This window comes from Oscillibacter sp. KLE 1745, from assembly GCF_000469445.2.
Lineage (GTDB): Bacteria > Bacillota > Clostridia > Oscillospirales > Oscillospiraceae > Oscillibacter > Oscillibacter welbionis.
On the sequence record NZ_KI271735.1, the window covers coordinates 17,214 to 40,476 of the forward strand.

Consider the following 23,263-nt stretch of genomic DNA (forward strand, 5'->3'; position numbering starts at 1 on the left):
AAGGAGGACTTATGAAGATTACAGGGCTATCTATTAATTGCATGGAATATCAGCAGGACTTCTGGATGTCCTCCGCCAGCGCCAATCAGATTTACAACAAACGCTTCTGTATCTTGGTACGAATTATGACAGATGAGGGGATCGTGGGTATCGGGGAGTCAGACTATCCAGGCGGGCCCCCCTCCAGTGTGGTCTCTGTATTGGAAAAAGAACTTGGGCCCAGCCTAATCGGGAAAAACCCCTTAGACATCCAGGCCATCTGGGATGATATGTATTACATGCACATTCAGCACAGCCGCGTAGGGATTCACATGCATGCCATCAGCGGTATTGATATTGCCCTATGGGATATTGCAGGTAAGGTTGCTGGCCTTCCTTGCTATCGTTTGTGGGGAGGGCATCACAATTTGATTCCCGCATATAGTAGCGGCGGCATGTACTACGGACTTCCTGGGGAAAATCCAGATGGGATGCTGGGAATGGAATCAGAAATGGCCTATACCAAAGAAAAGGGATTTCGGGGCTATAAAATGAAAGTAGGCAAGCCCACGTTGACGTTGCAACAGGATCTCGCCCGTGTGCAGTATGCCCGAGATTCTCTGGGGGAAGATGTGGATCTAATTGTGGATGCCAACTGCACCTGGGACCTACCGCTTGCATATAAGTACCTCCCTTACCTAGAGGAATTAGGAATTACGTTTATTGAGGAACCGTTCCAGCTTGACCACCCTTATTCTTATCAGGCTCTGTCCCAGCAGACCCGCATTCCCTTAGCTGGCTCAGAAAATGAATCTTCTATTCGCGGTTTTCAAGAGCTGATGCGTTCCGGCGTTTACTTCGTGCAACCAAACGTTTGTCGTGTGGGGGGGCCTACCGGCATGCGCCGCATCATGAATCTAATTGATCTGAACGAGCGGGTGTTTGCTCCACATTCCTGGTCGTCCATTATTTGTATGACTGCAAATATGCATTTAATGGCAACTGTGCGTAAGCATTACATGCTTGAATATGACATCAACCCCAGTGCTTTCCGAGAGGATCTCATTTTGGAGCCATATCCCTTTAAACAGGGCACTTATGAAATTCCGGATCGCCCGGGCTTCGGTCTGGAGCTGAATATGGAGACGGTAACTCGTCACACCATTTATCAAACACAGGTCTTTTAACTTTTCGGATAGAGGCGTTGTTGTTTGCACATCGTGCAAACAACAACGCCTCTATCTTCTTTGCTCCTTGCAACATCCAGAAACCGGGCCCAAGCTTTCTTTGAAAGTCAAAGGCAGCCTACACCCAAAAGAGAGTACACGGGGACTCACTCCGCCAAACGGATTGGGACTCGTATGCTGCTCCACTTCCGCAATTTTGGCCTCTGAATTTTTTGCACAGCATCGCAATTCCGATAGCAAACAAGTCCGTATTTCATTCCACCACACTTCGGCGCCGGCCGTCCAAAGTAGGCGTGGGCCTCTCAGCGCTTGGCTGCTGCCGGCAAGCCAAATGCTCCGCGCGTCCTGCAGGGAGCGGAATTTAATGACATTGAAAGCTCCCTCCCGCCTCATTGGCTTACAGGAGGCCAGTCCATTCCTCTGTGCCGTTGTCCATATCATAACTGTGAGCGTTGGTGGCCTCCATAAGTAGGCCCAATGGGTCCCTTCCACATCGGAGAACCGCCGCAGTTCATCAGTATGGCGGTCCATATACGCTGTGTCGGCGCTGCGGCCCAACATTCGGTTAACGATGGCAGTTACCTGTGCCCGGGTGATAGAATATATGGCCGGAACGTACCATCGGAAAATCCGCCGATCCAGCCGTACTGGGCGGCGCTGGTCACTTGGGTACAAAACCAGTCATCCTCGTTCGCGTCGGAGAAGAGGCTGGTTCCACCGGGCGTCTCGTTGGCAAACCGTATGGCGATCACTGCGAATTGGGCCTGGGTGATATCCCGATTGGGCTGAAATGTGCCGTCGGAGTAGCCCTGTATGATGCCCAGGGATAACAGCAGAGGCGCGCCACATATCATCTGGAACATCTGTGCAACGTATCGGTGACAGACACGTTCTTTTCCAATAGTAGGTTGTAGAACATCTGCGCCGCCTGGCCCCGGGTCATCTGCCGGCCGGGGGCGAAAGAGCCGCCTGTGAATCCGTCGAGATAAACCGTATGGTCTCTGGTATTCAACCAGCTGGACACGTCGGTGTTATCAGGATCGGCGATCGGCTGAGTGGCCTTAAATACCACCTTGATGGTGTGGTTGGCCCGCACGTTCTCAAAGGTATAGTGACTGATAGCGCCTACGCTCTCGCCATCTACCAGCACATTAAAAATCCGGTAACCGTCGCCGGCCATAATGTGGAAGGCCCGGTCGCCGCCCCGGCTGATGTTGGCGCGCCCGGAGGGGGTGATGGAGCCGACTTGGCCTGTCTCGGCGGTGATGGCGCGGGATCCGCTGGTCCTATTGGGCCGCTTTTTTCTGTTCTGGCAGCTCATCCCAACCGACGGCCAGCTGCTCCGTGTCCAGCAGACGGTCGTAAGCCTGTTCCGCCAGCAGCCGCACGCCGCGGTCGATCTCTGCCTGGGTGACCAGATACAGCTTTCGCAAGCACCGGGGATTGCACTTCTCCGGCGCTACACGGGCCGCACCAGACAGACTCTGGATGTCCCCCGTCACCTGTGTCCGCCGCAGGGGCCGCCTGCTTCTGGTGACGAACACCGGCCCTGCCGTCAGCCCCTGCCGGCGGCAATAGGATAGCAGCTCTGCCTGCAGACACCTTGGCAACTGGACACGCCGCTGCTCACCGCCGGAGACAGCCGGTGTGCGTCCACTCTGCACGGCCTCCACAGTGATCTGAGGCAGTTCTCCGACGTGGGCTCCTGTCAGGGCAATTGCTTTCACCAAAAGATATGTTCGCTCCTTTTCCAGCGCCCGGGCAGCAGACAGCAGCCGCAGATATTCCGTTCGGGTCAGTTCCGACTGGGGTGCCGTTTCCGTCTCCAGCTGTCCGGTCAGCTGCAGATCCCGGCGGCCCAAGTAGTCCAGCAGGCCGTTAGCGGCGGAGATGTTTGTGTTCACTGTGGCCGGGGCATATCCCTCTGCCAGCAGAGCCTGCCGCCATGTCTCCAGAGTATTCAGGACGATTTGCTTGTCAGGCGGCAGATAGTCGTAGAATGTCTTCAGTTTTGCGGCGTAAAACCGCACGGTCTCTTCCCGGCGCCCTCGGTGATTCAGATCCTCCAAATAGGCCCGGATGCTCTCTTCACTTACCGTTACACCGATTGCTTTCAGCGGTGCTGCCGCCTTTTGACACACCGCGCCTGTTCTCTGCATTGCTCCTCCCCCTATCAACGAAATCAACATTTTGAATACGTCCGCGGGCAAAGTAAGACCTGGAGCGCATGATTTCAGGAGAGAATCCGCTTCTAAAACACGCTCCAGACCTCGTTGGGGCAGAGAAAAGAGGGCCGAGAAAAATCCTTTTTCCCGGCCTGATTTTGTGCGTCCCAATTGGGGGGGAGTCCCTTGCGGTTCCTTTCAAACCGTGCTATAATAAAAGCAATTTATGTAAGAAAAATGGGGGCCGTTGAAATTTTTTGTGACAAAATGTTGATTTTGACCTACGAAACCAGCCCCAGACGTTCCAGTTGCCGGGCGTGCTCCGCTCCGGAGGTCACAAGGTAGATACGAGTGGTTTCAATGGAACTGTGGCCCAGCACATCGGCCAGCCGCACGATGTCCTTGCAGGCCCGGTAGAAAATGGTGGCGAACAAGTGACGCAGATTGTGAGGAAACACCTTGGCAGATTCCACTCCGGCGGACTTGCACAGCCGTTTCAGCTCTGTCCAAATCTGGCGGCGGCTCAGAGAGGTTCCGTTTCTGGTGAGAAAAATCTCGCCTGAAACGGTTTTGTGTTTTCTGGCGTATTTCAGCAGTTTGCGGCAAAGCTTGCCCGGCAGCAGGATGGTGCGAATTTTTCCCTTGAGGGAGATCTCGGTCCGACCCCGCTGGGCGGCCTCCACGGTGATATACCGCACCTCGGACACCCGGATACCGGTAGCGCAGATGGCCTCCATCAACAGGGCCAGCCGCTCCTGCCCACGCGCTCTTGCCGCGGCCAGCAACCGCTCGTACTCCTGGCGGGTCAGTTCACGGCCTGCGTCGCGGAACAGGCGGCGCTGGACTTTCAAAAATTTTGCCCGGCACTCGTCCCAGCCCAGAAAATGAAACAGTCCGTTAAGTGCAGCCAGCATAGAATTAATGGTCACCGGGGCGTAGTCTTTAGAGAGCAGGTGATCCCTCCATTCGGCAACCAGTTCCCTGGAAACTGGTCTGTCGTCCAGCCAGCCGGCAAAGGCCCTGATATCCCGGAGATACTTTTCAATGGTGCCGGGGCTCCGCTCCTCCCTCCGCAGATGTGCCGTATATGACGCGAGTTGTGCCGGGTCGATTGTCCGCTCAGGCATTTCTATAACCTCCTACAAATAATTTTCTTTATTTTATCTTGCAGGAGGCAGCTTATGCAGTACTAAGAGCCCTCCAAAGTCCGTTCAAAGTCTGGTTTCATTTTTTGTTTTCTGTAGTATACATGAACTTGTAACGGGCGGTCCGTTATGCGTTTTTTGCTGTGTGTTTTTTGAAGCAGATGGCCGGCCGATGAACGTAAAGATTTCAGATATTGCCGCTCCCCATAAAAGGCCCGGCTGATAGAGCAATTGGGATTCTGGTTGCCTCTCTGATCCGGCAGCCAATCAACTTGTAAGGGGTTTGGATGGGACGGATTGCCCTGTGTGCCTGCCGCATTTCTGGTCAGAGTGTCAGTGCGACCGGAGGCTGCTTTGCTCTGCCCGTATAGGAAAATATGGCCTATACAGACTGCGGTTTGCTGTTTGAAGCCAGTATGGCATCCGCTATGATGTCCGCCATAGTTTTAAGAATAGAAATTTTGTGGAGGAAGTGATCTGCGTCACCTGGGCAGAGCGGCAAGACGCCAAAACCGGTATTTAGCAGGATGTTCGCCCCTCCTTTCGTTGTGATCTTGTGCTTCCCATAGCCTGCCCCGGAATGATAAAAGCCGCCGTAGAGTGGACACGACCTCCGGGGGTGGGCGATTTCGGGGCTAAACACACTTGGAAAGCACGGTGTATCGGATGGAGAATTCTGCCTCAGCTTATCACCTGAAAGGCGTTGTACAGGTCCGCCTCCGCAACCGCAAAACTGTCTGATTTGCGATCAATCAAGCTGGTTTTCCCGGCTTTTGGCATCAAAAAGCTCGGACCAGATCGGGAGGCACTTCCGCCTGTCCCGAACCCCAAACCATACAGGGCAAAAACGAGGCTCAGAAGCATTTTCTGCATCTGAGCCTCCTGCTGTTTTTGGTTTCAGAACCATTTGCCGGGACTTTTTCCATGGCTTTTTCCGCCTCTTTTGGGACCGATGGTGTGGCGTGGGACTAGGTGTCCAAGGTCAATCCCACACTGAAATATCAGAGTGGCGAATGCGCGGCGTAGGTCGTGGAACCTCGCCTTCAACAGCCGCCCGCTTCAGAACCCCGTGGAACATGTGCGGGACGCTGTACAGGGAGACCGGTCCGCCGGTGTGGGAGGGGAATACCCAAGGGCTGCTGCCGCTTTTCCCTTCGGCCTTTGAAAAACGCCCAAGCGGGCGGCAGATGGCCAAATAGACACGCCTCTGCAACGGCGGAACGATGGTCCAAAACCGGTCCCGGACCGCCTGGAGAGGAACTCTGCCCCTCCCGCAAGGCGCATAGCGGCCGAAAGGCAGTCGCGTGGGACATTACCCGCGGGTGCTCTGCGGCTGTTTGGCGGAGTGCCCGCCAATTTCTGCCGGATCGGACGGATGGTGAACCGCGGGCTGCCGTCGCGTCGTCTGGCGGCCCTGGTCATCAGCTCAGCTATCTCCGTGGTGCGGAGACCGCGCTCCTCCGGCTGACGATGCGGAACACCAAGAAGTCCGATTCGTACAGCGCTTCGCAGCTGCCGGACGGTAGCACGGCAAGTACGATCACAGTTGTGCATTGAGGAACAGCGTCAGGTCATCGCGGCTTTTGCAACTGGTCCCTTCGACGTAGCTTCCCTCCTGTCGGCCTGTTTCCTCTCACAGATTCAGACGTTTGGGGCGGCGCCTGTGAACCGCCTCGTTTATACAGAATCAGGTGCCTTTGACGATTCCGAACAATAGAATCCAGAGACACATGCGAAGTGAACGCGCCTTGATTTGATGTTCTCGCCAGGAAACGGTCCTCTGTAAAAGTTTACTCTTCCGGACGCTCTCTGCTTTCCGTTGAAAATACGCGGCCCTTCCATAAGAAATTGCCTTTGGGAATGCTGAATTGAAATCATCTCTGTTCTATGCCTCTGTTCCGGTCAGCTTCCACCGGGCGCTCTCACTCTGGAGCTCCACCATGCGGCGGTAGAGGCCGCCGCGCTCCATCAGCTCCGCCGGAGTTCCCTGCTCGGCTACATGGCCGTTTTCCAGCACCACGATGTGGTCCGCCCCGGCCACGGTACGCATCCGGTGGGCGATGACCAGCACCGTCTTGCCGGCCAGCAGGCGGGAGAGGGCTCCCTGCACCTTGGTTTCGTTCTCCACATCCAGGCTGGCGGTGGCCTCGTCCAGCAGGACGATGGGGGCGTTTTTCAAAAGCGCCCGGGCGATGGAGATGCGCTGCCGCTCCCCGCCGGAGAGCTTCGCCCCGTTCTCCCCGATGGGGGTGTCATAGCCCTGGGGCAGGCGGCGGATGAACTCCCCGCAGTTGGCGGCCTCCGCCGCGGCCCGCACCTCTTCGTCGGTGGCGCCCCGCTTGCCCAGGCGGATGTTCTCCATCACGGTATCGTCAAAGAGCACCACATCCTGGAACACCATGGAGTAGTCGGTCAGCAGCGCCTCCGGGTCCACGGTGGAGATGTCCACGTCGCCTACCCGGATGGTGCCCTCCGTAACATCCCACAGCCGGGCGGCCAGCCGGGCGCAGGTGCTCTTGCCGGAGCCAGAGGGCCCCACCAGAGCGGTCACTTCACCCTCCCGGGCGGTAAAGTTCACACCGTCCAGTACCTTCTTCTTGTCGTAGGCGAAGCCCACATGGTCGAACACAATGTCGTGGCCCTTGGGCTGGAAACGCTCCACTCCCTCGGCGGTGGGGGTGTTATAGATTTCGTTCATGCGGTCGGCAGACACCTGGGACACGAACAGCTCTGCAATGAGGGCCAAGCTCTGGTCGAAGGGGGCGTACACACGGGTGATGACCAGCAGGAACAAAAACAGCAGCATGAAGTCGATCTGTCCGGAGAGGATCAGGCTGGCCCCCACCAGGATGGTGGTGGCGACCCCCAGGCGCATGATGACGCTGGCCGCATTGACAAAGATGCCGGTGCCCAGCTCGCCCTGGATGGTGACCTTCTCATGGTCGTCGATCTTCTGGTTGAGCCCGGCCAGATAGCGCACCTCCTGGTTGGTGGCGCGGATCTCCCGGACGTTTTCCAACGCCTCCTGGATGCCGTCGGAGACACGGATTGCGGCCTGTTTTGTCCGCTCCGAGGCCCGGGCGGAGATCTTCCGGGTGCCGAACAGCAGGCCGAAGGCCACCGGAACCCCCCACAGGCAGGCGATAGTCAGCCGCCAGTCATATACCAGCAGGCAAACCGCGATAATGGCCGTGGAGATGTAGGCGCCGTACAGATATCCCAGCACATGGGACCAGACGTGCTCCATGCGGTTCACATCGCCCATGAGGGTCTCGGTCAGGTCCGCCAGATCCCGCTTGCCGAAGTAGCCCAAGGGCAGCTTGCGCAGCCGCTCCGCCAGGCTGAGGCGGGTGGACTTGACCTCGTTGTAGACCAGGCCGTAAGTGGCGTGGTACTGCTGCAGGTGGGTCACAAAGGACAGAATGACGAACGCGATTACCAGCCCAAGAAAGAGCGCCGGGCCGGGCAGCGGCGCTCCGTCCGTCAGGGTTCCCATCAGGCCGTACATCAACAGGTACAGGATGCCCATGCCGCCCATGACGACCAGATTGACAATGACCGTCCAGAAGGCGCCCTTTTTGGCGTTTTTCACGCCCTGGTCGGTGAGGGCGTATTTCCGCTGAAAGTTTTTGCCGAACATCTTCTCCACCCCTCTCTCACTGTTCGCTGGTGATCTTCCACTGGACCGCCTGGTTGTAATCCGCCCACATCCGGGCATAGAGGCCGCCGGCGGCGGTCAGCTCCTGATGGGAGCCCTGCTCCGCAATGCGGCCCTCCTCCAACACGAGAATTTTGTCCGCGCCCACGACGGTGGACAGGCGGTGGGCGATCATGATAACGGTGCGGCCCCGGGTCAGCTCAGAGAACGCCTTTTGGATCAATGCTTCGTTCTCGGGGTCCGCGAAGGCGGTGGCTTCATCCAGGACCACGATGGGCGCATCCTTTAAGATGGCCCGGGCCAGGGCGATGCGCTGCTGCTCGCCGCCGGAGAGATAGGTCCCCTCGGAGCCGATCAGGGTGTCCATGCCCTGGGGCAGCTTCTCCAGAATGTCCCCGCACTGGGCGGCCATCAGCGCCGCGCGCACCTGCTCTTGGGTGGCGTCTGGGCGGGTGGCCCGGACATTTTCAAAGATGGAGGCTTTGAACAGGCGGCTGTTCTGGAACACAAAGGCGATCTGGTCCATGAGCACATGGGGGTCGATCTGCCGCACATCCACGCCGCCCACCTTCACCGCACCGGAGGCGGTGTCCCAGAACCGTGGGATCAGGCTGGCGGCGGTAGTCTTGCCGCCGCCGGAGGGCCCCACCAGGGCCACGGTCTGCCCCGGCTCCGCCGTGAAGGAGACATGGGAGAGGGCGGGGGTTTCCGCGCCGTCGTAGGTGAAGCTCACATCCTCAAATTCCACACGGCTGCTCTGGGGGGACTTGGGCTGCTCCGGCACTTTCAGCTCCGGGGCGCACATGACCTGGTCGATGCGGGCAAGCGCGGTGCTGGCCAGCATCATGCCCGATGCGGCGAACATGATCTTGGCAAGTGCCGTGGAGATGATGGCGGAGAACACCGCGTAAAAGGCGAAGTTTGTGACAAATCCTGTGAAGTCGCCGGCGGCCAGAGCCCCGGGCGCCAGGAACAGGGCCGCCGGCACTAGAAACACAAAGGCGCCCTCAGTGAAGGTCAGGTTGATGGATTGAGGTGTCCGGCAAATATCTGCCTGGTAGTGCTCGGCCTTGGTGCTGTAGTCCTCAATAGCCTCCTGGAACGCCTTGAAGGAGTAGACGGTCTGCTGGAAGATCTTGACTACAGGGATACCCCGGACGTACTCAGTGCCTGCTTTGGTAATGCGGTCCAGGGCCGCCTGATACTCTGCCAGAATCTTGGCGTTTTTGCCGCCCATCATGGAGAACATGGCCACAATGGAGATCACCGCAGCCAGCAGGCAGGCCGCCCCCATCCGCCAGTCAAAGACGAACATCATCACCAGCATGGCGATGAACAACGTGATGGTACCCACGATGTCCGCCAGGTTGTGGGCCAGCAGGGTCTCCGTGTCAGCCGCCGCCGCGTCCAGCCGCCCGCGGATGAGGCCGGAGGCGTTGGAGTCGAAAAAGCCCAGCGGGGCCTTCATCACATGGGCCACACCCTGCTTGCGGATATTGGACGCCGTGCGGAAGGCAGCCAGATGGGTACACATCAATCCCGCAAAATACAGGATGATGCCGGCCACCGCAAAGGCGAACGCCAGCCAGCCGTATTGGGCGACGCTCTGCGCCTTCGTCCAGTCCGGCGCCACCGCGATCAGGTCCCGGGCTGCCAGCCAGATGCAGATGTAGGGTGCCATGCTCAGCAGCATGGACACCGCCGACAGGGCCAGGCCCAGAAAGGTCAGGCCCTTGTGGCTGCCTGCGTAGCCCAACAGGACGGCCACATCACTCTTTTTCTTCTGCTTCATAAAAAACCTCCTTCTCAAAGTTAGCTAAAACTAACTGTCATCCAAAAAGACAGGGGGCTATCCCCCCATCAATTTCAGCCATCCGGCGGTGTAGAAGTCCCGGAGCTGATCCACATCCCGCATCGCCTGGTCCCGGGGCATGTCGTGAACCACGATCTCAAAGATGCCATTGAACATCCCGCTGGCGATGATATGGCACAGGGATTTGTCCAGCACTGGGATGTCCCGGCCCAGGCGGCGGAGCACCTCCATGTACCGTTGGGTGTATTCCACCTCTGCCTCCACCATGTTGTGGACGAAGTGCTCATAGCTGGTCCCCTCCGCACAGCAGAGCAGCAGCTTCACCGGCTCCCGGTGGGCACAGATGTAATCCACCATCCAGTGGACACAGCCAGAAGACTCCACGCCCATGTGCTCCGGCTGCTGCTCCTCAGGCAGCTCGGCGAAGGAGGTCTGGGCCGCCATGAACTTCCCCATGAGGGCGGCGGCATGGGGCTCCACGATAGAGGCGAACAGGGCCTCCTTGCTGGAAAAATAGCCGTAGAAGGCGCCGGTGGTCACCCCGGCATTCTTCACGATCTGCCGCAGGGAGGCCCCCTGGAAGCCTTTATCCAGGAATTCCGCCATAGCGGCCTCCTGAATTTTTTCCAATGTGGTAACAGATGTTTCTTCCACTGGAATCTCTCCTGTAACATCGTTATATAACGGTGTTATAATACAACCAGCCCCACAATTTGTCAAGGGGGGAAAGCCGAAAAAGCCCGGCGCAAGTGCGCCGGGCTTTTCGATCAAAATCTTTGCCCTGATTTGGGAAGGGGCAGAGCACGCATGCTGTGGAGGCTGACGCCCAGAGTGGACAGGTTGTGGAGCATGGCCGATGTGGCCGGCGGCAGCACACCCGCCGCGCCAAGGCCGATCAGCGCCCCGTTGAACCCGATGACGAATCGGTAGTTGGCTTGGATGCGGTTCATGAGGGCCATGGCCAGCTGCCGCAGCTGCACCAGCTCCCACAGGCTGTCGGCGGCGATGGTGATATCGGCGATCTCTCTGGCGATGGCCGCCCCGTCGCTGATGGCGATGCCCGCGTCCGCTTCGGAGAGGGCAGGGGAATCGTTGATGCCGTCTCCCACCATGAGGACTGTGTGCCCCTCCCGCCGCAGGGCTGTCACATACTCCGCCTTGTCCGCCGGAAGCACCCCGGCCCGGAAGTCATCTACCCCCAGCTGGGCCGCAATGGCGGCGGCGGTGCGGGGGCTGTCCCCGGTGAGCATGACAGTCTTTTTCACGCCCAGTCTCCGCAGAGCGGAGAACACATCTTTTGCCTCCTCCCGCAGGGGGTCGGAGATACAGATCACGGCGGAGAGCACTCCGTCGATTGCCAGGTAGAGCTGGGAGAACTCCGGAGGCAGGGTGTCGAACTTTTCCTGCTCGCCTTCCGGAATGCGCACCTTCTCGTCCTCGAAGATAAAATGGGCACTGCCGATGCGCACTTGTTCCCCATCCACCGAGCTGGCGATGCCGTGCGCCACCAGATACTCCACCTTGGCATGGCGTTCCTCATGGCGCAGGCCTCGGCGGCGGGCCGCTTCCACTACGGCGTTGGCCATGGAGTGGGGGAAGTGTTCCTCCAGGCAGGCGGCCAGGCGGAGCATCTCCGCCTCATTCTTGCCGTTGAAGGGGATGATCTGGGCCACCTGGGGACAGGCGTGGGTAAGGGTGCCGGTCTTATCAAAGATGATGGTGTCCGCTTTGGCTGTGGCTTCCAGAAACCTGCCGCCCTTGACGGTGATGTGCTCACGCCCGGCCTCCCGCATGGCAGACATGACTGCCAAAGGCATCGCCAGCTTTAAGGCACAGGAGAAGTCCACCATGAGCACCGACAGGGCTCGGGTCACATTCCGGGTGAGGAGCAAATCCAGCAGGCTCCCGGCGAAGGTATAGGGCACCAGCTTGTCGGCCAGGTTGGACGCCTTGGCTTCAGCGGCAGACTTCATCTGCTCCGACCGCTGGATCATGTCCACAATCTGGTCGTACCGGCCCTGGCCGGATGCCTGCTTCACCTCCAGGACGCACTCGCCCTCCTCCACCACGGTGCCGGCGTACAGCGCCCCTCCGGGACGCTTGGCCACAGGGACGGACTCGCCTGTGAGGGAGACTTGATTGACGGTGATCTCACCCTCCGCCACCACGCCGTCCAGAGGGATGACGCCCCCGGCCCGGACCACAACCAGATCGCCGGGCTTCACTTGTCCAATGGAGACCAGTACCTCGTCGTTCCCGTTTTTCAGCCACACCCGGTCTACGTGAAGGGACAAACTCTCCGCCAGGTCGGCCACAGACTTCTTCCTTGTCCAGTCTTCCAGCAGCTCCCCGATCTCCAGCAGGAACATGACGGTGCCGGCGGTGCCAAAGTCCCGGCGGCAGGCCGAAATCCCGATGGACAGGGCATCCAGCAGCTCCACCTTGATCTGACGCCGTCCCAGACAGCGAAGGCCCTTGCGCAGGAAAGGCGCCATGTGCCAAATCACCCGGGCAATCCGCAGCGGCGCAGGCAGGAACAGGGTGGCCGCCGCCTTTACTGCCACCTTACCCACCAGTTTCTCCTGGAACTCCCGGTTCATAGCCCGGGTGCTGTGATCGGGGAGGGCGACAGACGCTTCTGCCCCGGCCCAGGTGAACGCGCCGAGTGCGGAGAGAACCGTTTCCCGCTCCCCTGTAAAGGTCACGATGAGACAGCCTGTGCGCTCATGGACAGCGGCTTCCCGGACCCAGGGCTGGCCCTTCAGCCAGGTCTCCAGCAGGTCGGCCTGACGCAAGGTCAGGTTTTTCTGCCGGAGGCGCAGACGTAGCCGCCCCCGGCTCTCGTGTACGATGGTTGCTCGCATACAGGTACTCCTTCCTATGAAAAAGGGAGCCGCTTTCCGGCTCCCTTCCGCAGCTTTTAAGCCTCCTGACCCTCCACCTGGGTTTCGGCCTCCTTGGAGGCCCGGGCCTCATTGATGTCTTTGGCGGAGGCCACAATGTCGGCGGCGTTCTCTTGGACGGCGGTGACCGTCTCCATCACGCTGTCCTTCATCCGCAGGCCGGCGGCGGTGATGTGGATGTAGGCATTCTTGGCATCCTTGCTGGTCAGCAGCTTCACGCCGGCAGAGCCGAACAGAGCACCGCCCACAAAGCAGGCCAGTCTGACGTAATGCTTCATCATAGGATTCTTCCTTTCCGTGATTGGTTATTTGCGTTTGTAACCTGTGATCATCACCATGATCATGCAGATCACGGCGCCCCAGGCCCAGAAGCGATGTTGTTTCATCAAGATCTCCTCCTGTCTGGAAACAAGCCCGTCTCTTCGCGTATTAAAGCATTATAGCAGATGAAACGCCCGGTGTATCACCAAAACAGACGATGTTGTGCCGGTTCAGACATCCTTCCGGTACTTGGCCGGCGTCATACCGTACTGCCGGCGGAAGGCGGCGGTGAACTGGCTGGCACTGCCATATCCGACTGACTGAGCCACCCCCAGAACACTGAGGGAGGAGTCCCGCAGCAGCTCTGCCGCCCGTTCCATCCGCCGCTGCCGCAGCCAGGCGTGGACCGGCAGGCCGTACAGACGGCGGAAAGCATCCTTGAATGTTGTGGCGGAGAGCATGGCCATGCGGCTCAGGGCTGGGATGGTCAGGGGATCGGCCAGGTGATCCTCCATATAACGGCGCGTCTTTCCTAAAACCCGGACTACCTCCCGATCCAGTGCCGGGACCGGGAGGACATTCAGCGCATTTCCCTCTGGGGCGGAGAGCAGATAGAGCAGCTCTGCCGATTTCCACACGCACCAGCGGGCCTGCTCGCTCTGGGGCAGGCAGTCCAGGTTGGCAAAGACCGCCCGGCTCCAGGTGCTGGGCCCCTCTACGGCACAGCCGTTCCGGCTGGCCATCCATCGCCGTACCTGCTCTGTGTCCAGAGAGAGGCCCCCCAGCAGCGCACACAGGGCCTCCAGGCTGTCCCGGGCGCTGCGGGCGTCCACTGCTACCAGGACTCCCTCCAGGGAGGTGCCGACCTTGACGGCGGACAGGCTGGAGGCGTCCGTGAGAAGAAGCACCTGCCGGGCACCTGCCGTCAGGGCCGATCCGTCCCGCCGGGTCAGTGTTACCGTCCCGGCAACACAGAACAAGGCCTCGAAATGCAGAGGCTCCAGTCGAAGGGGCAGGGGGAGAGGGCTCTTTTCCAGAGAGAACAGGCAGGCCCGGACGCCGGGCATCACCTGCGACCAGTCTCCACGGTCCGCCAGAACCTCTGCCAGCATCCGTCTGCCTCCTCTCTCTGCTGATCTGTGTCCCGGCCGCTTACCGGCCGAACAGCCCCTTCTTCCCCCAGGGCTCTTTCCGAATCTCCCCTGCGTCATAGCCGGTGGCCCGGATGGCTTCCCGCAGGGCTGCCTCATCCAACTCTGTTTCTGCGATCACCGTGGTCTCCTTTTTGCTCCGGGACGAGGTGACTTTCTTCACCGGAAAGGCTCTGCGCACCGCGTCGTTCACATGGCTCTCACACATGCCGCACATCATACCTGTCACCCGCACAGTATATTTCCACATATTCTGCCGCCTCCACTGCTGCTTCTATTAGTTAACGCTAACCACAGGACAATCTTCTCCTGTCAGGGGAATTGTCCAGATAATATCAGTCTGGTTTCCCATGCAAATCGGTTAGGCATATCTAACCAAAAAACATTATAGAGCCGCATCGTCTGGTTTGTCAAGCCCCGGGACCGCGCAAGCATTGGCACCCGGCATGGTATTCCGGCAGGAGCCTCTTAAAACCGGCTACGACCGTCTGGCAAACGGTACGCAAAGCGGCTGCTTTGAGAGAGGGGCGACCATACAAAAGCATTTGAACGGCGTGGCGCTCGAAAGAGGGGAAATTCGGATGTGCCTGCCTTTTATCGGCGTGTTGATTCCGTTTGCAGGAACCGCTTTCCGGCCTGCACCTTACTTTGGCCGGTGTCGGAGCAACGGCTCCCCCGTCTCCGCCAAAAGAGCCGGCAGGTGAAAGGGCCCCACACCCATCTGCGATGCTCCGCCACGATGGCGCTGGATGCATGGTGCCGGGCTAACAAGGAACATGCCCGGAACGAAGGACTTTCCTGCTCTCGACGGCCCTGCAGATTCTGAGCCGTGTTTCAGCCTGCGGCCCGATCTCCAGTTCTGCAGACGGCGGCAGAATCTCCTGGTCCTGCCGGGTTGACGTCTCTTCCAGATCTGATAAATTCGTCCTCGACTATCTGTCTCTTGCAGTTTGGCCTCTTTACCATGGCTGAAAATAGCGATTGCAGTCCTCTTGGGCCTGCTTCAGCGCTTCTTCTGGGGAACATACCCCCAAAACTGCCTGCTGGACATGGGCAGCCAGAATGGTCTCTAGTTGCAGCTCGCTGAAGTTCTGGTAGTAAGTGCTGTTGCTGCGGCGCTGCGCTGTGGGAAAGCTCTTTCGCGCAGTGGAGAGCTAGGGGTATTGCTCGCTGATATCGCGGTTGCTGTATGCGGAACGGCAGGGAGACAGGCCGCCCAACATCGTGAAGACCGGTGCCACCAAGTCCATATCCTCCCGTTCTGCCCGTCGTGGCGGGATAGAATGCTGCTTCCGGCCTGACGCCTGCTGTCATACGCTTTCTGCTTTTTTGCGTCACAGTTGGCCGACGCGATGCCGCCCGGAGGAGACTCTGTGTTCTCGTACCGCGACGTTTTTTGCCTTTTACGGGGCCATGTAAAACAAGCTCAAATTGGTCTGGCAGACCCAACCTGGCTTTATAGCCGTTTGAAACAGCATCGGCTCATAGATGGAAATCTCGGGCTTATCTCTGCCGCACCTTGAGCAGTGGGCATTGCCCCTTTTTCTCTGCCTTTTCAAAGTGGACACAGGCTACCGCCTGGTATTGCATTCCGCTTCTCTCCCGGCTGATTTCCAAAGAAATCAGCCGGGTTTCCTGCGCCTTCAAAGAATTAGATGGTATCTGGAAGAATTTTTGCGTGGTTTTGCCGTATTCTGAGCTGCTGTGATAAGCATTTGTTGGCTTCATAGCCGAGACGATGATCTGGTGAATGCTTCGCGCTGTCATTCTCAAACTGCTGGTTTTAAATATTGGATAAAAAATATCGCCTACATTCCCGGCAGGTTTTTCTACACGGTCAGCAAGGAGAAGATCGTCCAGTACATCCCCATTCTGGGCAGCAAAATTAACCAATATCTCGAAAAATAATTAATAAGCAACGGTCCGGCCTGTTTGGATCCTGACAGTATTCGGACGGAAACCGCTGGTTTGAAGGCATGAGGACTTTCGGTTCCCCGGCTGCATTCCGTCCGTCAAACTGCTGTGCCGCAGTGCTTTTCGGACCTTTTGCTTCCTGAAATCCCCAAGAGCCAAAGGGCGATTCATTCCGCTCTGCGGTGGCTTTTGATATTCTGGTGCAGGATTTTGAGGGACAGATCTATCAAAATTTGCACCGCACTAAAGAATATAGAAAGCTCTCGATGAATAATGCAAAGAGACAAGACCGAGAACTGGGGCCCTGAACGGGAGAGTCACACGTTGCCGCCTGTGAGTGGTTTGTCTGAGGCTTTGGCAGAGAGGGCAGCACCAGGACGGCTGAAGCGGCTACGAACAGTGTGTGGCCTGTGTGCCCGCCACGGAAGCAGGGAATAGTCCCAGCCCCACCGAACCATTGGGAGCGGAAACAAGGTAGTTTTGAGGCTCTGCGGAGGACGAAAGAAAAAACAGGATAAAGACCGGGGGAGCGCAAGCGGCCTCCGGTCGGATCACAGCAGTCCGCAGTGCGGGCTGTTTCAAGGGTTTTCATAGGGCTGTGAAGTGGGGCAAAAATATGGGGATGGGATCCGCTCTGGGATCACTTTCCCGGAATGCTTAGAGACAAAATCAAAAAGTGGGGGCGTGCCGGGGATATGTACGGTTTTCTGCGGTTTTGGCCCACGGTTCCAGAGCGCATCCCCTTGCGGTACTGAAAACAAACATAGGGCCTCCAGCCAGGCAGCCGAGTTGTTACTTTTCTAAAAATTTCTATCCAGTTTCCTGGCTACTGAACCAGCGTCGTGATATGATGTGTCACTAACAAGGATGCAGCACAATGCATGACTACATGGGTTCCCTACACGCAAGGTTCTGCCGGGCACCGAAACTTAGGGTGTCCGGCAGAAACCGGAACAGGCTTATAGGAAAATTAAGGAAACGTTAGCTCACCAGACCCAGGAGAATTTGCTGCAGTTGGCAGTTATTTCTTAACTTTAATAAAACCGTCACCTTTCCCTGGCTATTTCTTTTTTCTGTGGTATATTGTGTCGTTGAAAAGGAGACGAATACTATGGTAAAGAAATAGATCAACGGCGAAGGTAACATCAGAAAGAGAAAAGATGGAGGGGGGGATACCGCAGGGCATGATCCCGAGACAGGCAAGGCCATCTACAAGAACGTCCTTGGCAGGACCCAGGCAGAGACGACGACCAAGCTGAAAGTGGAAAAATGGTTCCAAACAGCAGGAAAGCCTTGGCACGGCAGAGTTGCGCCAAGGCACGTTTTTTGCCCTGTATGGGTCATGGTTTGGGGCAACTGCAAATTTTGTAAAATCGCGTTATTTCTCCGGAAACCTTTGGATGCAAAGGCAGAAAAACCGTCTGATTTCTATGAAATCAGACGGTTTTGTGATTGCGGGGCATGACTTGAACCTACGACCTCCGGGTTATAAACTGCTATCGTTTTCTCTATCCGCTGCACCGCAACGTTTTCCGGACTTTTGTGGGACCTGGAATCGTCCAAAACCCGGAATTCATTTCTTCCTACTCCATGACGGTTTTCAGCAATCTGTGGCAGGTCATGGGGCGGGGAAAGATGCCGAAAATAAGGAGTACAAGAAATGCATCTAACGGTTTATGCTTACATATTGGGGGAGATGTGTTAACACCACATTGCATGAATCAAACGGAACGGGCCCTGGGTCTTTGCAGCTCCGATGTTCTTCCAGATCAATATCCCATCGCAGCGTTCGGGAAGATGACAATCAGTTCCGGGAAAAGCATCATAAAGAAGCAAGCAACCAGGAAAATAATAACATACGGCATGACCGCCTTGTACATAACCTTGGTGTCCACTCCCGGAGGTGCCACACCCTGCAAGTAGAACATATTGATGCCAAAAGGCGGAGTAATCATGCCCAGGCAAAGAGTGACACACAGAATCAGGATGGTGGCGTTGGTGTCCAGGGAAGAAGCCTGGATTACCGGCAGCAGAATGGGAATGGCAATCATGATGATGGGCGTAGTGTCCAGGAACATCCCCATCACAAAGAACAGCGCAAAGATCAGCAGCATCAGGGGCAGGCCGTCCAGATTGGAGCTTGCAAAAGCAGCGGCTACCACGTCAGACAGGCGGGTGATATTCACCAGGGAGTTGTAAGCGGCGCCTCCCATGAGAATCCACATAAGCATGGCGGAGACCTCCATGGTCTGGATGAGAGAGGCCCGCAGATTCTTCACATTCAGTTTCCGGGTAATCAGGGCATACACCATGGAGGCGAAGGCGCCCACACCGGCGGCCTCAGTAGGTGTTGCGATTCCGGCATAGATGCAGCCCAGCACCAGAACGATGATGGCAATGGGGGCGATGACCTTTTTAAACACCCGCATCTTCTCGCCCCAGGAGGGACGCTCGGCCTTGGGGATGCCGGGGCCCAGCTTGGGATTGATGGCACAGCGGATGCCGATATAGATGATGAACAGCAGGGCCAAGCCTACGCCGGGCAACGCACCGCCGGCAAACAGCCAGCCTGCGGACACGCCGGTATAGGAAGACATGATGATCATGATGGTAGAGGGCGGGATAATGGGGCCCAGGCAGCCACCTGCCAGCACGGGGCCAGTGGCCAACGCTTTGTCATAACCACGGTCCAACATAGCTGGCAGTGCAATCAGCCCCATCATGATGGTAGCGGTGGCCGCCACACCGCTCATAGCGGCGATGACTGCTGTGGTGGCCACTGTGGCCATAGCCAGACCGCCATTGATACCGCCAAGCCACTTGTGGAAGAATTCGTAGATGTCTCCGCCGATGCCGGAGGTCTGGAGGAACGCCGCCATCAGAGCGAACATGGGGATGGCCAGCAGGGACTCCGACTGCATCTGATAAACAAATGCTGCGTTCAACACATTCAGCAGGCCAGAGCCGTAGAACACCAGCAGGATGACTGAAGCCACGCTCATCATGGCAAAGCAGATGGGGATGCCTAGCGCCATCAGGGCTACCAGCCCCAGCAGCAAAATGATAATATCAGGACTCACTGTATGTCCTCCTTTCCGGTTTCGTCAGGCAGATGCTCAGCGGACTTCACGATTTCAATTGCCTCCGCGACTTCGTCGGAGTTGTTGGTGAGTTCAATCTTGCCTGCCATAGCGGCTACATTCTTGATAAGCTCACTGATGGCTTGAATGAACATCAGTGCAGCGCCCAGAGGCACCCAAAACCGGATGGTCCACATGGGAGACCCCCACACGGAAGAGATCCGTTCATTGAGGCGGAAGGACAGTAGGAAGATGTTTATGCCGTAGATAAATACCAGCCCCATACAGATCAGGACCAGAATGGCGGTGGCGATATTGATACCGCAGCGGACTTTGACAGGGAATTTATTATAAAGCAGATCCACTCGCACCAGGCCGCCCTTCCAGTAGCAGTATCCGCCGCAGGCCATCAGCATCAGGCCCCAGATCTGGATAATCAGCTCCCATGCCCAGACGGTTGGAGACTTGAGGACATAACGTGAGAATACCTCAAAGGCGGTGAGGCAGATCATGGGCAGAAGAATCCAGGCGAAGATTCTGCCAATGGTCCGATTAATGGCGTCAATGCCGCCTGATAATTTCAATAGTGCGTTCATGTCTCACTTTCCCTTCTCTTGAATTCTATTTTTCTGTGAGGAACGCGCGGACTCAGTAATCCACTTGGCGGCCATAGTCACGGTTTTGCTGCTTGATGATCTCAATACCGCGGGCCATACGCTCGCTCTTGGCGGCCAGCTCTTCCCAGGTCTGGGTGACAGCAATTTCACGCATCTCGGCCAGGACGTCATCAGGCAGCGGAGACAGCTCAGTGTAGCCGCCCTGGATAGCGTCTCGAACACTTTTCTCCGTACCAACCACATGGGCCTGGCCGATGACGCCGATGTTGGCCAGCCGGATGGTCTCGTCCACGATGCTCCGCAGGTCCTCAGGGAGCTTGTTCAGGCTGTCCTGATTCACCACGGTGGCCATTTGGCAGAAGCACATGGAGGGGCTGAGGGCGTACTGCGCCACCTCGCGGATGTTGTTGGAGTCACTCAGAGAGGACCAGCCATACAGAGCGCCGTCAATGGTGCCCAGCTGCAGGGCCTGATAGACCTCTGTGCCGGCAATGTTGGTGGGAGAGGCCCCCAACGCAGCCAGGAAGTCGCCCCACACGCCCAGAGCGCGGATCTTTTTGCCGTGGAAGTCCTCCAGGCTCTCTACCTGGAAGTTTGCCAGGACGTTGTAGTTGGGCTCATGGGCATTCCAGTAGTATTTGAGATTCAGTTCTCCGTAGGCCTCCTGGATCACATCCAGCAACCCATAGTTCTCCATTACGTCATAGATTTCGGCGGAGCTCTCCCATGCAAAGGGGATGCCGCAGGCCAGATCCGCCTCCGGAATCAGGCCGGAGAAGGTGGAGCCGAAGATGACGGCACAGTCAAAGGCATTTTGCGAGAGATAGGTCAGTATATCGGAGGTCTGGCACAAAGCGCCCGGCTCATACAGCTCCACCTGAAGGCGGCCATTGGTAGCGGTCTCCAGAGCCTCCTTCAGGTTGGTGGCCATATCGCCCTGCAGGGAATTCAGGGAGTAGCTGCTCTGCAGGCGCCAGGTGATCGTCTCGCCACCGGAGGAGCTCTCTCCCACGCCTGAATCGCTGCCAGCGGTATCGCCGCCGCAAGCAGTCAGCAACGTCAGCGACATACACAGTGCCAGAATCAGCGCAAACAGTTTTTTTGCATTCTTTCTCATGATCCTTCCTCCTAAAGTCTTGTATGGGGGATGTGTTTTACTGGCCGGTATACTGCGGCTCCCGCTTTTCCAGGAAGGCGGAAACACCCTCCTTGAAATCCGCATGACGAGCCATGTAGCGGGTGTAAGTCACCTCCAGCTCATCCTTCCGGTGGATCTGGAAATCCTCCTGCTCATTCATGCAGGCTTTCAGGTACCGCAGCACCAGGGGACCACGGCGGCACAACTCCCGCGCCTTGTCCATGGCCGCGGGCATCAGTTCCTCCAGCGTGTCTACCACCATGGTGACACCGCCGTACTTGTCGTGGAGCTCTTCTGCGGTGATGAAAGTGCCGCAGTAGCTCATATCCCGCTGGATCTGGGGGGGCAGAATACGGGCCAGATGGGCGCTGCCGCCCACCACGCTGAGCTTTGCCTCCGGTGCGCCGAAGAGGGTCCCCTTCACGGCGATAGAGATATCCGCACCGGCGGGGTAGCACACGCCGCCGCCCAGGCAGTGGCCGTGAACTGCACAGATCAGGGGAACCCGCAGTTCATAGAGGGCCTGAGCACCATCGTAATAGACCTCCTGGGTATTGGTGACATCCTTATCCAGGATGCTCTGATAGAATCGCTTGATGTCCACGCCCACGCAGAAGGTTTTGATGTCGGAGTGCATAATGCACACCCAGATGTCGTCCTCATGGTTGATATAGTCGCACAGGAGCAGGATCTCCTCCTGCACCACGCCGTCTGCCGCATTCACCGGGGGATTGTGGAGGGTCATAACGGCGATGTGATCCTCCACGGACAGGAATACCTTTTGTAAGGTATGTCCATTGACGGCCTCAATTTTTTTCTCGGACATATTACTGATCCTCCTTGCCATAGCGTTCGTAGTAAGCTTCCCAGAGCTGATCCCGGAACTTGGGGTGGGCGATGCTGATCAGGAGCCTGGCCCGCTCCCGCAGACTCTTGGCCCGCAGGTTGGCGATGCCGTATTCCGTGACGATGTAGTGGACATCTGTGCGGGTGGTGGTGACTGTGGTGCCGGGCTCAAACACCGGGACGATCCGGGACACTTCCCCGTGCTTGGCCGTAGAGGGCATGGCCAGAATGGCCTTGCCGTCTGGACACATGGCCGCGCCCCGGACATAGTCCAGCTGACCGCCGATGCCGGAGAACTGCTTGGTACCCATGGACTCAGAGTTTACCTGGCCGTTGAAATCCACCTGCAGGCAGGAGTTGATGGACACGACTTTGGGATTCTGGCAGATCACGGCGGGGTTGTTCACATAGTCCACGGTCCGCATTAGCACGTCCGGGTTGTCGTCCACGAAGTCATAGAGCTTTTTGGAGCCCATCAAGAAGGCGGCCACCATCTTGCCCTTGTCCAGCCGCTTGTTGGCACCGGTGATGACTCCCTTCTGGTACAGGTCCACCACCCCGTCGGAGAACATCTCCGAGTGGATGCCCAGGTCCTTTTTGTCTCCCAGGAACTTCAGAACCGCGTCTGGGATGGTGCCGATGCCCAGCTGCAGGGTGGAGCCGTCCTCCACCAGGGAGGCCACGTTCCGGCCGATGGCCTCCTCCACCTCGCCGATAGCGCCGCCACCCAGCTCCGGCAGAGGCGTGGACGCCTCCACACAATAGGTTAGCTGGGAGACATGGAGGAAGGACTCTCCCATGGTGCGGGGCATCTGGTCATTGACCTGGGCAATGACCATCTTGGCATTCAGGCAGGCGGGCTTGGTACCGCCCACAGAGACGCCCAGGGACACGTAGCCGTGCTTGTCCGGCGGAGTGACGGACACCATTGCCACATCGATGGGGAAAGTGCCGTCAGAGAAGAACCGGGTGGACTGATGGAAGAAAAAGGGGGTGTAGTCCGCCCGCCCTTCCTGCACGGCTTTGCGGGTGGGGCCGCCTACGAACATGGCATTATGGTGGAGGTGCCCCTTCATTTTGGAATCGCAATACTCTCCCTTTCCCATGGGGACCCAGTGGACGATCTCCACGTCTTTGTACTGTTCATAGTTTCGCACCAGCGCGTCCACCAGGACGGGGGGCTCATTGGCCGCATGGCCGAAAAAGACCCGGGAGCCATTGGGAATCTGGCGGACAGCCTCATCAGCGGTCGTCAGCTTGGAAGCATAGAGCGCCTTCCAGTCTTCCATCTCTTGTACCTCCTTAAAATCTCACATATTTCATCGATGGTATGTCTGGCGGGGGATTTCCGCCACCAACACATTCCGTTGGAATTCGACAAATCATTATAGCAAAAATCTTGCCAA

The 23,263-nt window shown here is 57.6% G+C and carries 19 protein-coding genes and 1 pseudogene; 2 read left to right on the plus strand and 18 right to left on the minus strand.

Annotated features, from left to right (window positions below; translation table 11 throughout):
- The first annotated feature begins 11 nt into the window (after positions 1–11).
- Positions 12–1,166, plus strand: a complete 1,155-nt coding sequence (locus HMPREF1546_RS11310) for a mandelate racemase/muconate lactonizing enzyme family protein (protein WP_021749543.1) — start codon at positions 12–14, stop codon at positions 1,164–1,166.
- 578 nt (positions 1,167–1,744) lie between these two features.
- On the opposite strand, the gene HMPREF1546_RS11315 is transcribed toward HMPREF1546_RS11310, so the two are convergent.
- From HMPREF1546_RS11315 to HMPREF1546_RS18895, 13 genes are all read right to left on the minus strand, one after another.
- Positions 1,745–2,020 (minus strand): S-layer homology domain-containing protein, encoded by a 276-nt coding sequence (locus HMPREF1546_RS11315; RefSeq protein ID WP_198016070.1) that lies wholly within the window; start codon positions 2,018–2,020, stop codon positions 1,745–1,747.
- The gene (locus HMPREF1546_RS11320) at positions 2,017–2,487 is read right to left on the minus strand and encodes a hypothetical protein (RefSeq protein ID WP_021749545.1); all 471 of its coding nucleotides are present in this window, start codon (positions 2,485–2,487) and stop codon (positions 2,017–2,019) included. Before HMPREF1546_RS11320 ends, HMPREF1546_RS11315 begins: the two co-directional genes overlap by 4 nt.
- On the minus strand, positions 2,453–3,325 hold the full coding sequence (locus tag HMPREF1546_RS11325) for a site-specific integrase (RefSeq protein ID WP_025544841.1): 873 nt from the start codon (positions 3,323–3,325) through the stop codon (positions 2,453–2,455). The genes HMPREF1546_RS11320 and HMPREF1546_RS11325 overlap by 35 nt, the downstream gene beginning before the upstream one ends.
- Before the next feature lie 287 nt (positions 3,326–3,612).
- Complete coding sequence (locus tag HMPREF1546_RS11330) at positions 3,613–4,458, minus strand: tyrosine-type recombinase/integrase (protein ID WP_021749547.1); 846 nt, start codon at positions 4,456–4,458, stop codon at positions 3,613–3,615.
- A gap of 699 nt (positions 4,459–5,157) precedes the next feature.
- A complete protein-coding gene (locus HMPREF1546_RS11335; RefSeq protein WP_021749550.1) occupies positions 5,158–5,349 on the minus strand; it encodes a hypothetical protein in 192 nt (63 codons plus the stop codon).
- A gap of 1,012 nt (positions 5,350–6,361) precedes the next feature.
- Positions 6,362–8,116 carry an ABC transporter ATP-binding protein gene (locus HMPREF1546_RS11340; RefSeq protein WP_021749552.1) on the minus strand — a complete coding sequence of 585 codons (1,755 nt, stop codon included), beginning with the start codon at positions 8,114–8,116 and terminating at the stop codon, positions 6,362–6,364.
- Positions 8,117–8,132: 16 nt separating this feature from the next.
- Entirely contained in the window at positions 8,133–9,926 is a 1,794-nt protein-coding gene (locus HMPREF1546_RS11345) for an ABC transporter ATP-binding protein (RefSeq protein ID WP_021749553.1), read from the minus strand.
- Positions 9,927–9,983: 57 nt separating this feature from the next.
- A complete protein-coding gene (locus HMPREF1546_RS11350) occupies positions 9,984–10,601 on the minus strand; it encodes a TetR/AcrR family transcriptional regulator (RefSeq protein ID WP_036630510.1) in 618 nt (205 codons plus the stop codon).
- A 113-nt stretch (positions 10,602–10,714) separates the two neighbouring features.
- Positions 10,715–12,811 carry a heavy metal translocating P-type ATPase gene (locus HMPREF1546_RS11355; RefSeq protein WP_021749555.1) on the minus strand — a complete coding sequence of 699 codons (2,097 nt, stop codon included), beginning with the start codon at positions 12,809–12,811 and terminating at the stop codon, positions 10,715–10,717.
- Between the two features lie 56 nt (positions 12,812–12,867).
- On the minus strand, positions 12,868–13,128 hold the full coding sequence (locus tag HMPREF1546_RS11360) for a DUF6110 family protein (protein ID WP_025544004.1): 261 nt from the start codon (positions 13,126–13,128) through the stop codon (positions 12,868–12,870).
- A gap of 213 nt (positions 13,129–13,341) precedes the next feature.
- A complete protein-coding gene (locus tag HMPREF1546_RS11365) occupies positions 13,342–14,223 on the minus strand; it encodes a helix-turn-helix transcriptional regulator (RefSeq protein WP_021749558.1) in 882 nt (293 codons plus the stop codon).
- A 40-nt stretch (positions 14,224–14,263) separates the two neighbouring features.
- Positions 14,264–14,512 carry a heavy-metal-associated domain-containing protein gene (locus HMPREF1546_RS11370; protein WP_021751948.1) on the minus strand — a complete coding sequence of 83 codons (249 nt, stop codon included), beginning with the start codon at positions 14,510–14,512 and terminating at the stop codon, positions 14,264–14,266.
- Between the two features lie 1,253 nt (positions 14,513–15,765).
- Positions 15,766–16,155, minus strand: a complete 390-nt coding sequence (locus HMPREF1546_RS18895; RefSeq protein WP_021749563.1) for a hypothetical protein — start codon at positions 16,153–16,155, stop codon at positions 15,766–15,768.
- A gap of 1,147 nt (positions 16,156–17,302) precedes the next feature.
- On the opposite strand from HMPREF1546_RS18895, the pseudogene HMPREF1546_RS19655 reads away from it, so the two are divergent.
- Positions 17,303–17,437: pseudogene (locus HMPREF1546_RS19655) on the plus strand (site-specific integrase); the annotation flags it as partial.
- A 508-nt stretch (positions 17,438–17,945) separates the two neighbouring features.
- On the opposite strand, the gene HMPREF1546_RS11375 reads toward HMPREF1546_RS19655, so the two are convergent.
- Genes HMPREF1546_RS11375 through HMPREF1546_RS11395 form a run of 5 tightly spaced genes read right to left on the minus strand, consistent with a single transcriptional unit; the run spans position 17,946 to position 23,146 of the window.
- Complete coding sequence (locus HMPREF1546_RS11375) at positions 17,946–19,256, minus strand: TRAP transporter large permease subunit (protein ID WP_021749568.1); 1,311 nt, start codon at positions 19,254–19,256, stop codon at positions 17,946–17,948.
- On the minus strand, positions 19,253–19,852 hold the full coding sequence (locus HMPREF1546_RS11380) for a TRAP transporter small permease subunit (protein ID WP_021749569.1): 600 nt from the start codon (positions 19,850–19,852) through the stop codon (positions 19,253–19,255). Before HMPREF1546_RS11380 ends, HMPREF1546_RS11375 begins: the two co-directional genes overlap by 4 nt.
- 52 nt (positions 19,853–19,904) lie before the next feature.
- A complete protein-coding gene (gene dctP / locus HMPREF1546_RS11385) occupies positions 19,905–20,990 on the minus strand; it encodes a TRAP transporter substrate-binding protein DctP (RefSeq protein WP_021749570.1) in 1,086 nt (361 codons plus the stop codon).
- Positions 20,991–21,027: 37 nt separating this feature from the next.
- Complete coding sequence (locus HMPREF1546_RS11390; RefSeq protein ID WP_021749571.1) at positions 21,028–21,837, minus strand: enoyl-CoA hydratase/isomerase family protein; 810 nt, start codon at positions 21,835–21,837, stop codon at positions 21,028–21,030.
- Position 21,838: 1 nt separating this feature from the next.
- Complete coding sequence (locus tag HMPREF1546_RS11395) at positions 21,839–23,146, minus strand: acetyl-CoA hydrolase/transferase family protein (protein ID WP_021749572.1); 1,308 nt, start codon at positions 23,144–23,146, stop codon at positions 21,839–21,841.
- Positions 23,147–23,263: the final 117 nt, after the last annotated feature.

Excerpts from the sequence above, each read along its gene's own strand:
- HMPREF1546_RS11310 (WP_021749543.1), top strand. The coding sequence starts at position 12 with ATGAAGATTACAGGGCTATCTATTAATTGCATGGAATATCAGCAGGAC.
- HMPREF1546_RS11315 (WP_198016070.1), bottom strand. The coding sequence starts at position 2,020 with ATGATATGTGGCGCGCCTCTGCTGTTATCCCTGGGCATCATACAGGGC.
- HMPREF1546_RS11320 (WP_021749545.1), bottom strand. The coding sequence starts at position 2,487 with ATGAGCTGCCAGAACAGAAAAAAGCGGCCCAATAGGACCAGCGGATCC.
- HMPREF1546_RS11325 (WP_025544841.1), bottom strand. The coding sequence starts at position 3,325 with ATGCAGAGAACAGGCGCGGTGTGTCAAAAGGCGGCAGCACCGCTGAAA.
- HMPREF1546_RS11330 (WP_021749547.1), bottom strand. The coding sequence starts at position 4,458 with ATGCCTGAGCGGACAATCGACCCGGCACAACTCGCGTCATATACGGCA.
- HMPREF1546_RS11335 (WP_021749550.1), bottom strand. The coding sequence starts at position 5,349 with ATGCAGAAAATGCTTCTGAGCCTCGTTTTTGCCCTGTATGGTTTGGGG.
- HMPREF1546_RS11340 (WP_021749552.1), bottom strand. The coding sequence starts at position 8,116 with ATGTTCGGCAAAAACTTTCAGCGGAAATACGCCCTCACCGACCAGGGC.
- HMPREF1546_RS11345 (WP_021749553.1), bottom strand. The coding sequence starts at position 9,926 with ATGAAGCAGAAGAAAAAGAGTGATGTGGCCGTCCTGTTGGGCTACGCA.
- HMPREF1546_RS11355 (WP_021749555.1), bottom strand. The coding sequence starts at position 12,811 with ATGCGAGCAACCATCGTACACGAGAGCCGGGGGCGGCTACGTCTGCGC.
- HMPREF1546_RS11360 (WP_025544004.1), bottom strand. The coding sequence starts at position 13,128 with ATGAAGCATTACGTCAGACTGGCCTGCTTTGTGGGCGGTGCTCTGTTC.
- HMPREF1546_RS11365 (WP_021749558.1), bottom strand. The coding sequence starts at position 14,223 with ATGCTGGCAGAGGTTCTGGCGGACCGTGGAGACTGGTCGCAGGTGATG.
- HMPREF1546_RS11370 (WP_021751948.1), bottom strand. The coding sequence starts at position 14,512 with ATGTGGAAATATACTGTGCGGGTGACAGGTATGATGTGCGGCATGTGT.
- HMPREF1546_RS11380 (WP_021749569.1), bottom strand. The coding sequence starts at position 19,852 with ATGAACGCACTATTGAAATTATCAGGCGGCATTGACGCCATTAATCGG.
- dctP (WP_021749570.1), bottom strand. The coding sequence starts at position 20,990 with ATGAGAAAGAATGCAAAAAAACTGTTTGCGCTGATTCTGGCACTGTGT.
- HMPREF1546_RS11390 (WP_021749571.1), bottom strand. The coding sequence starts at position 21,837 with ATGTCCGAGAAAAAAATTGAGGCCGTCAATGGACATACCTTACAAAAG.
- HMPREF1546_RS11395 (WP_021749572.1), bottom strand. The coding sequence starts at position 23,146 with ATGGAAGACTGGAAGGCGCTCTATGCTTCCAAGCTGACGACCGCTGAT.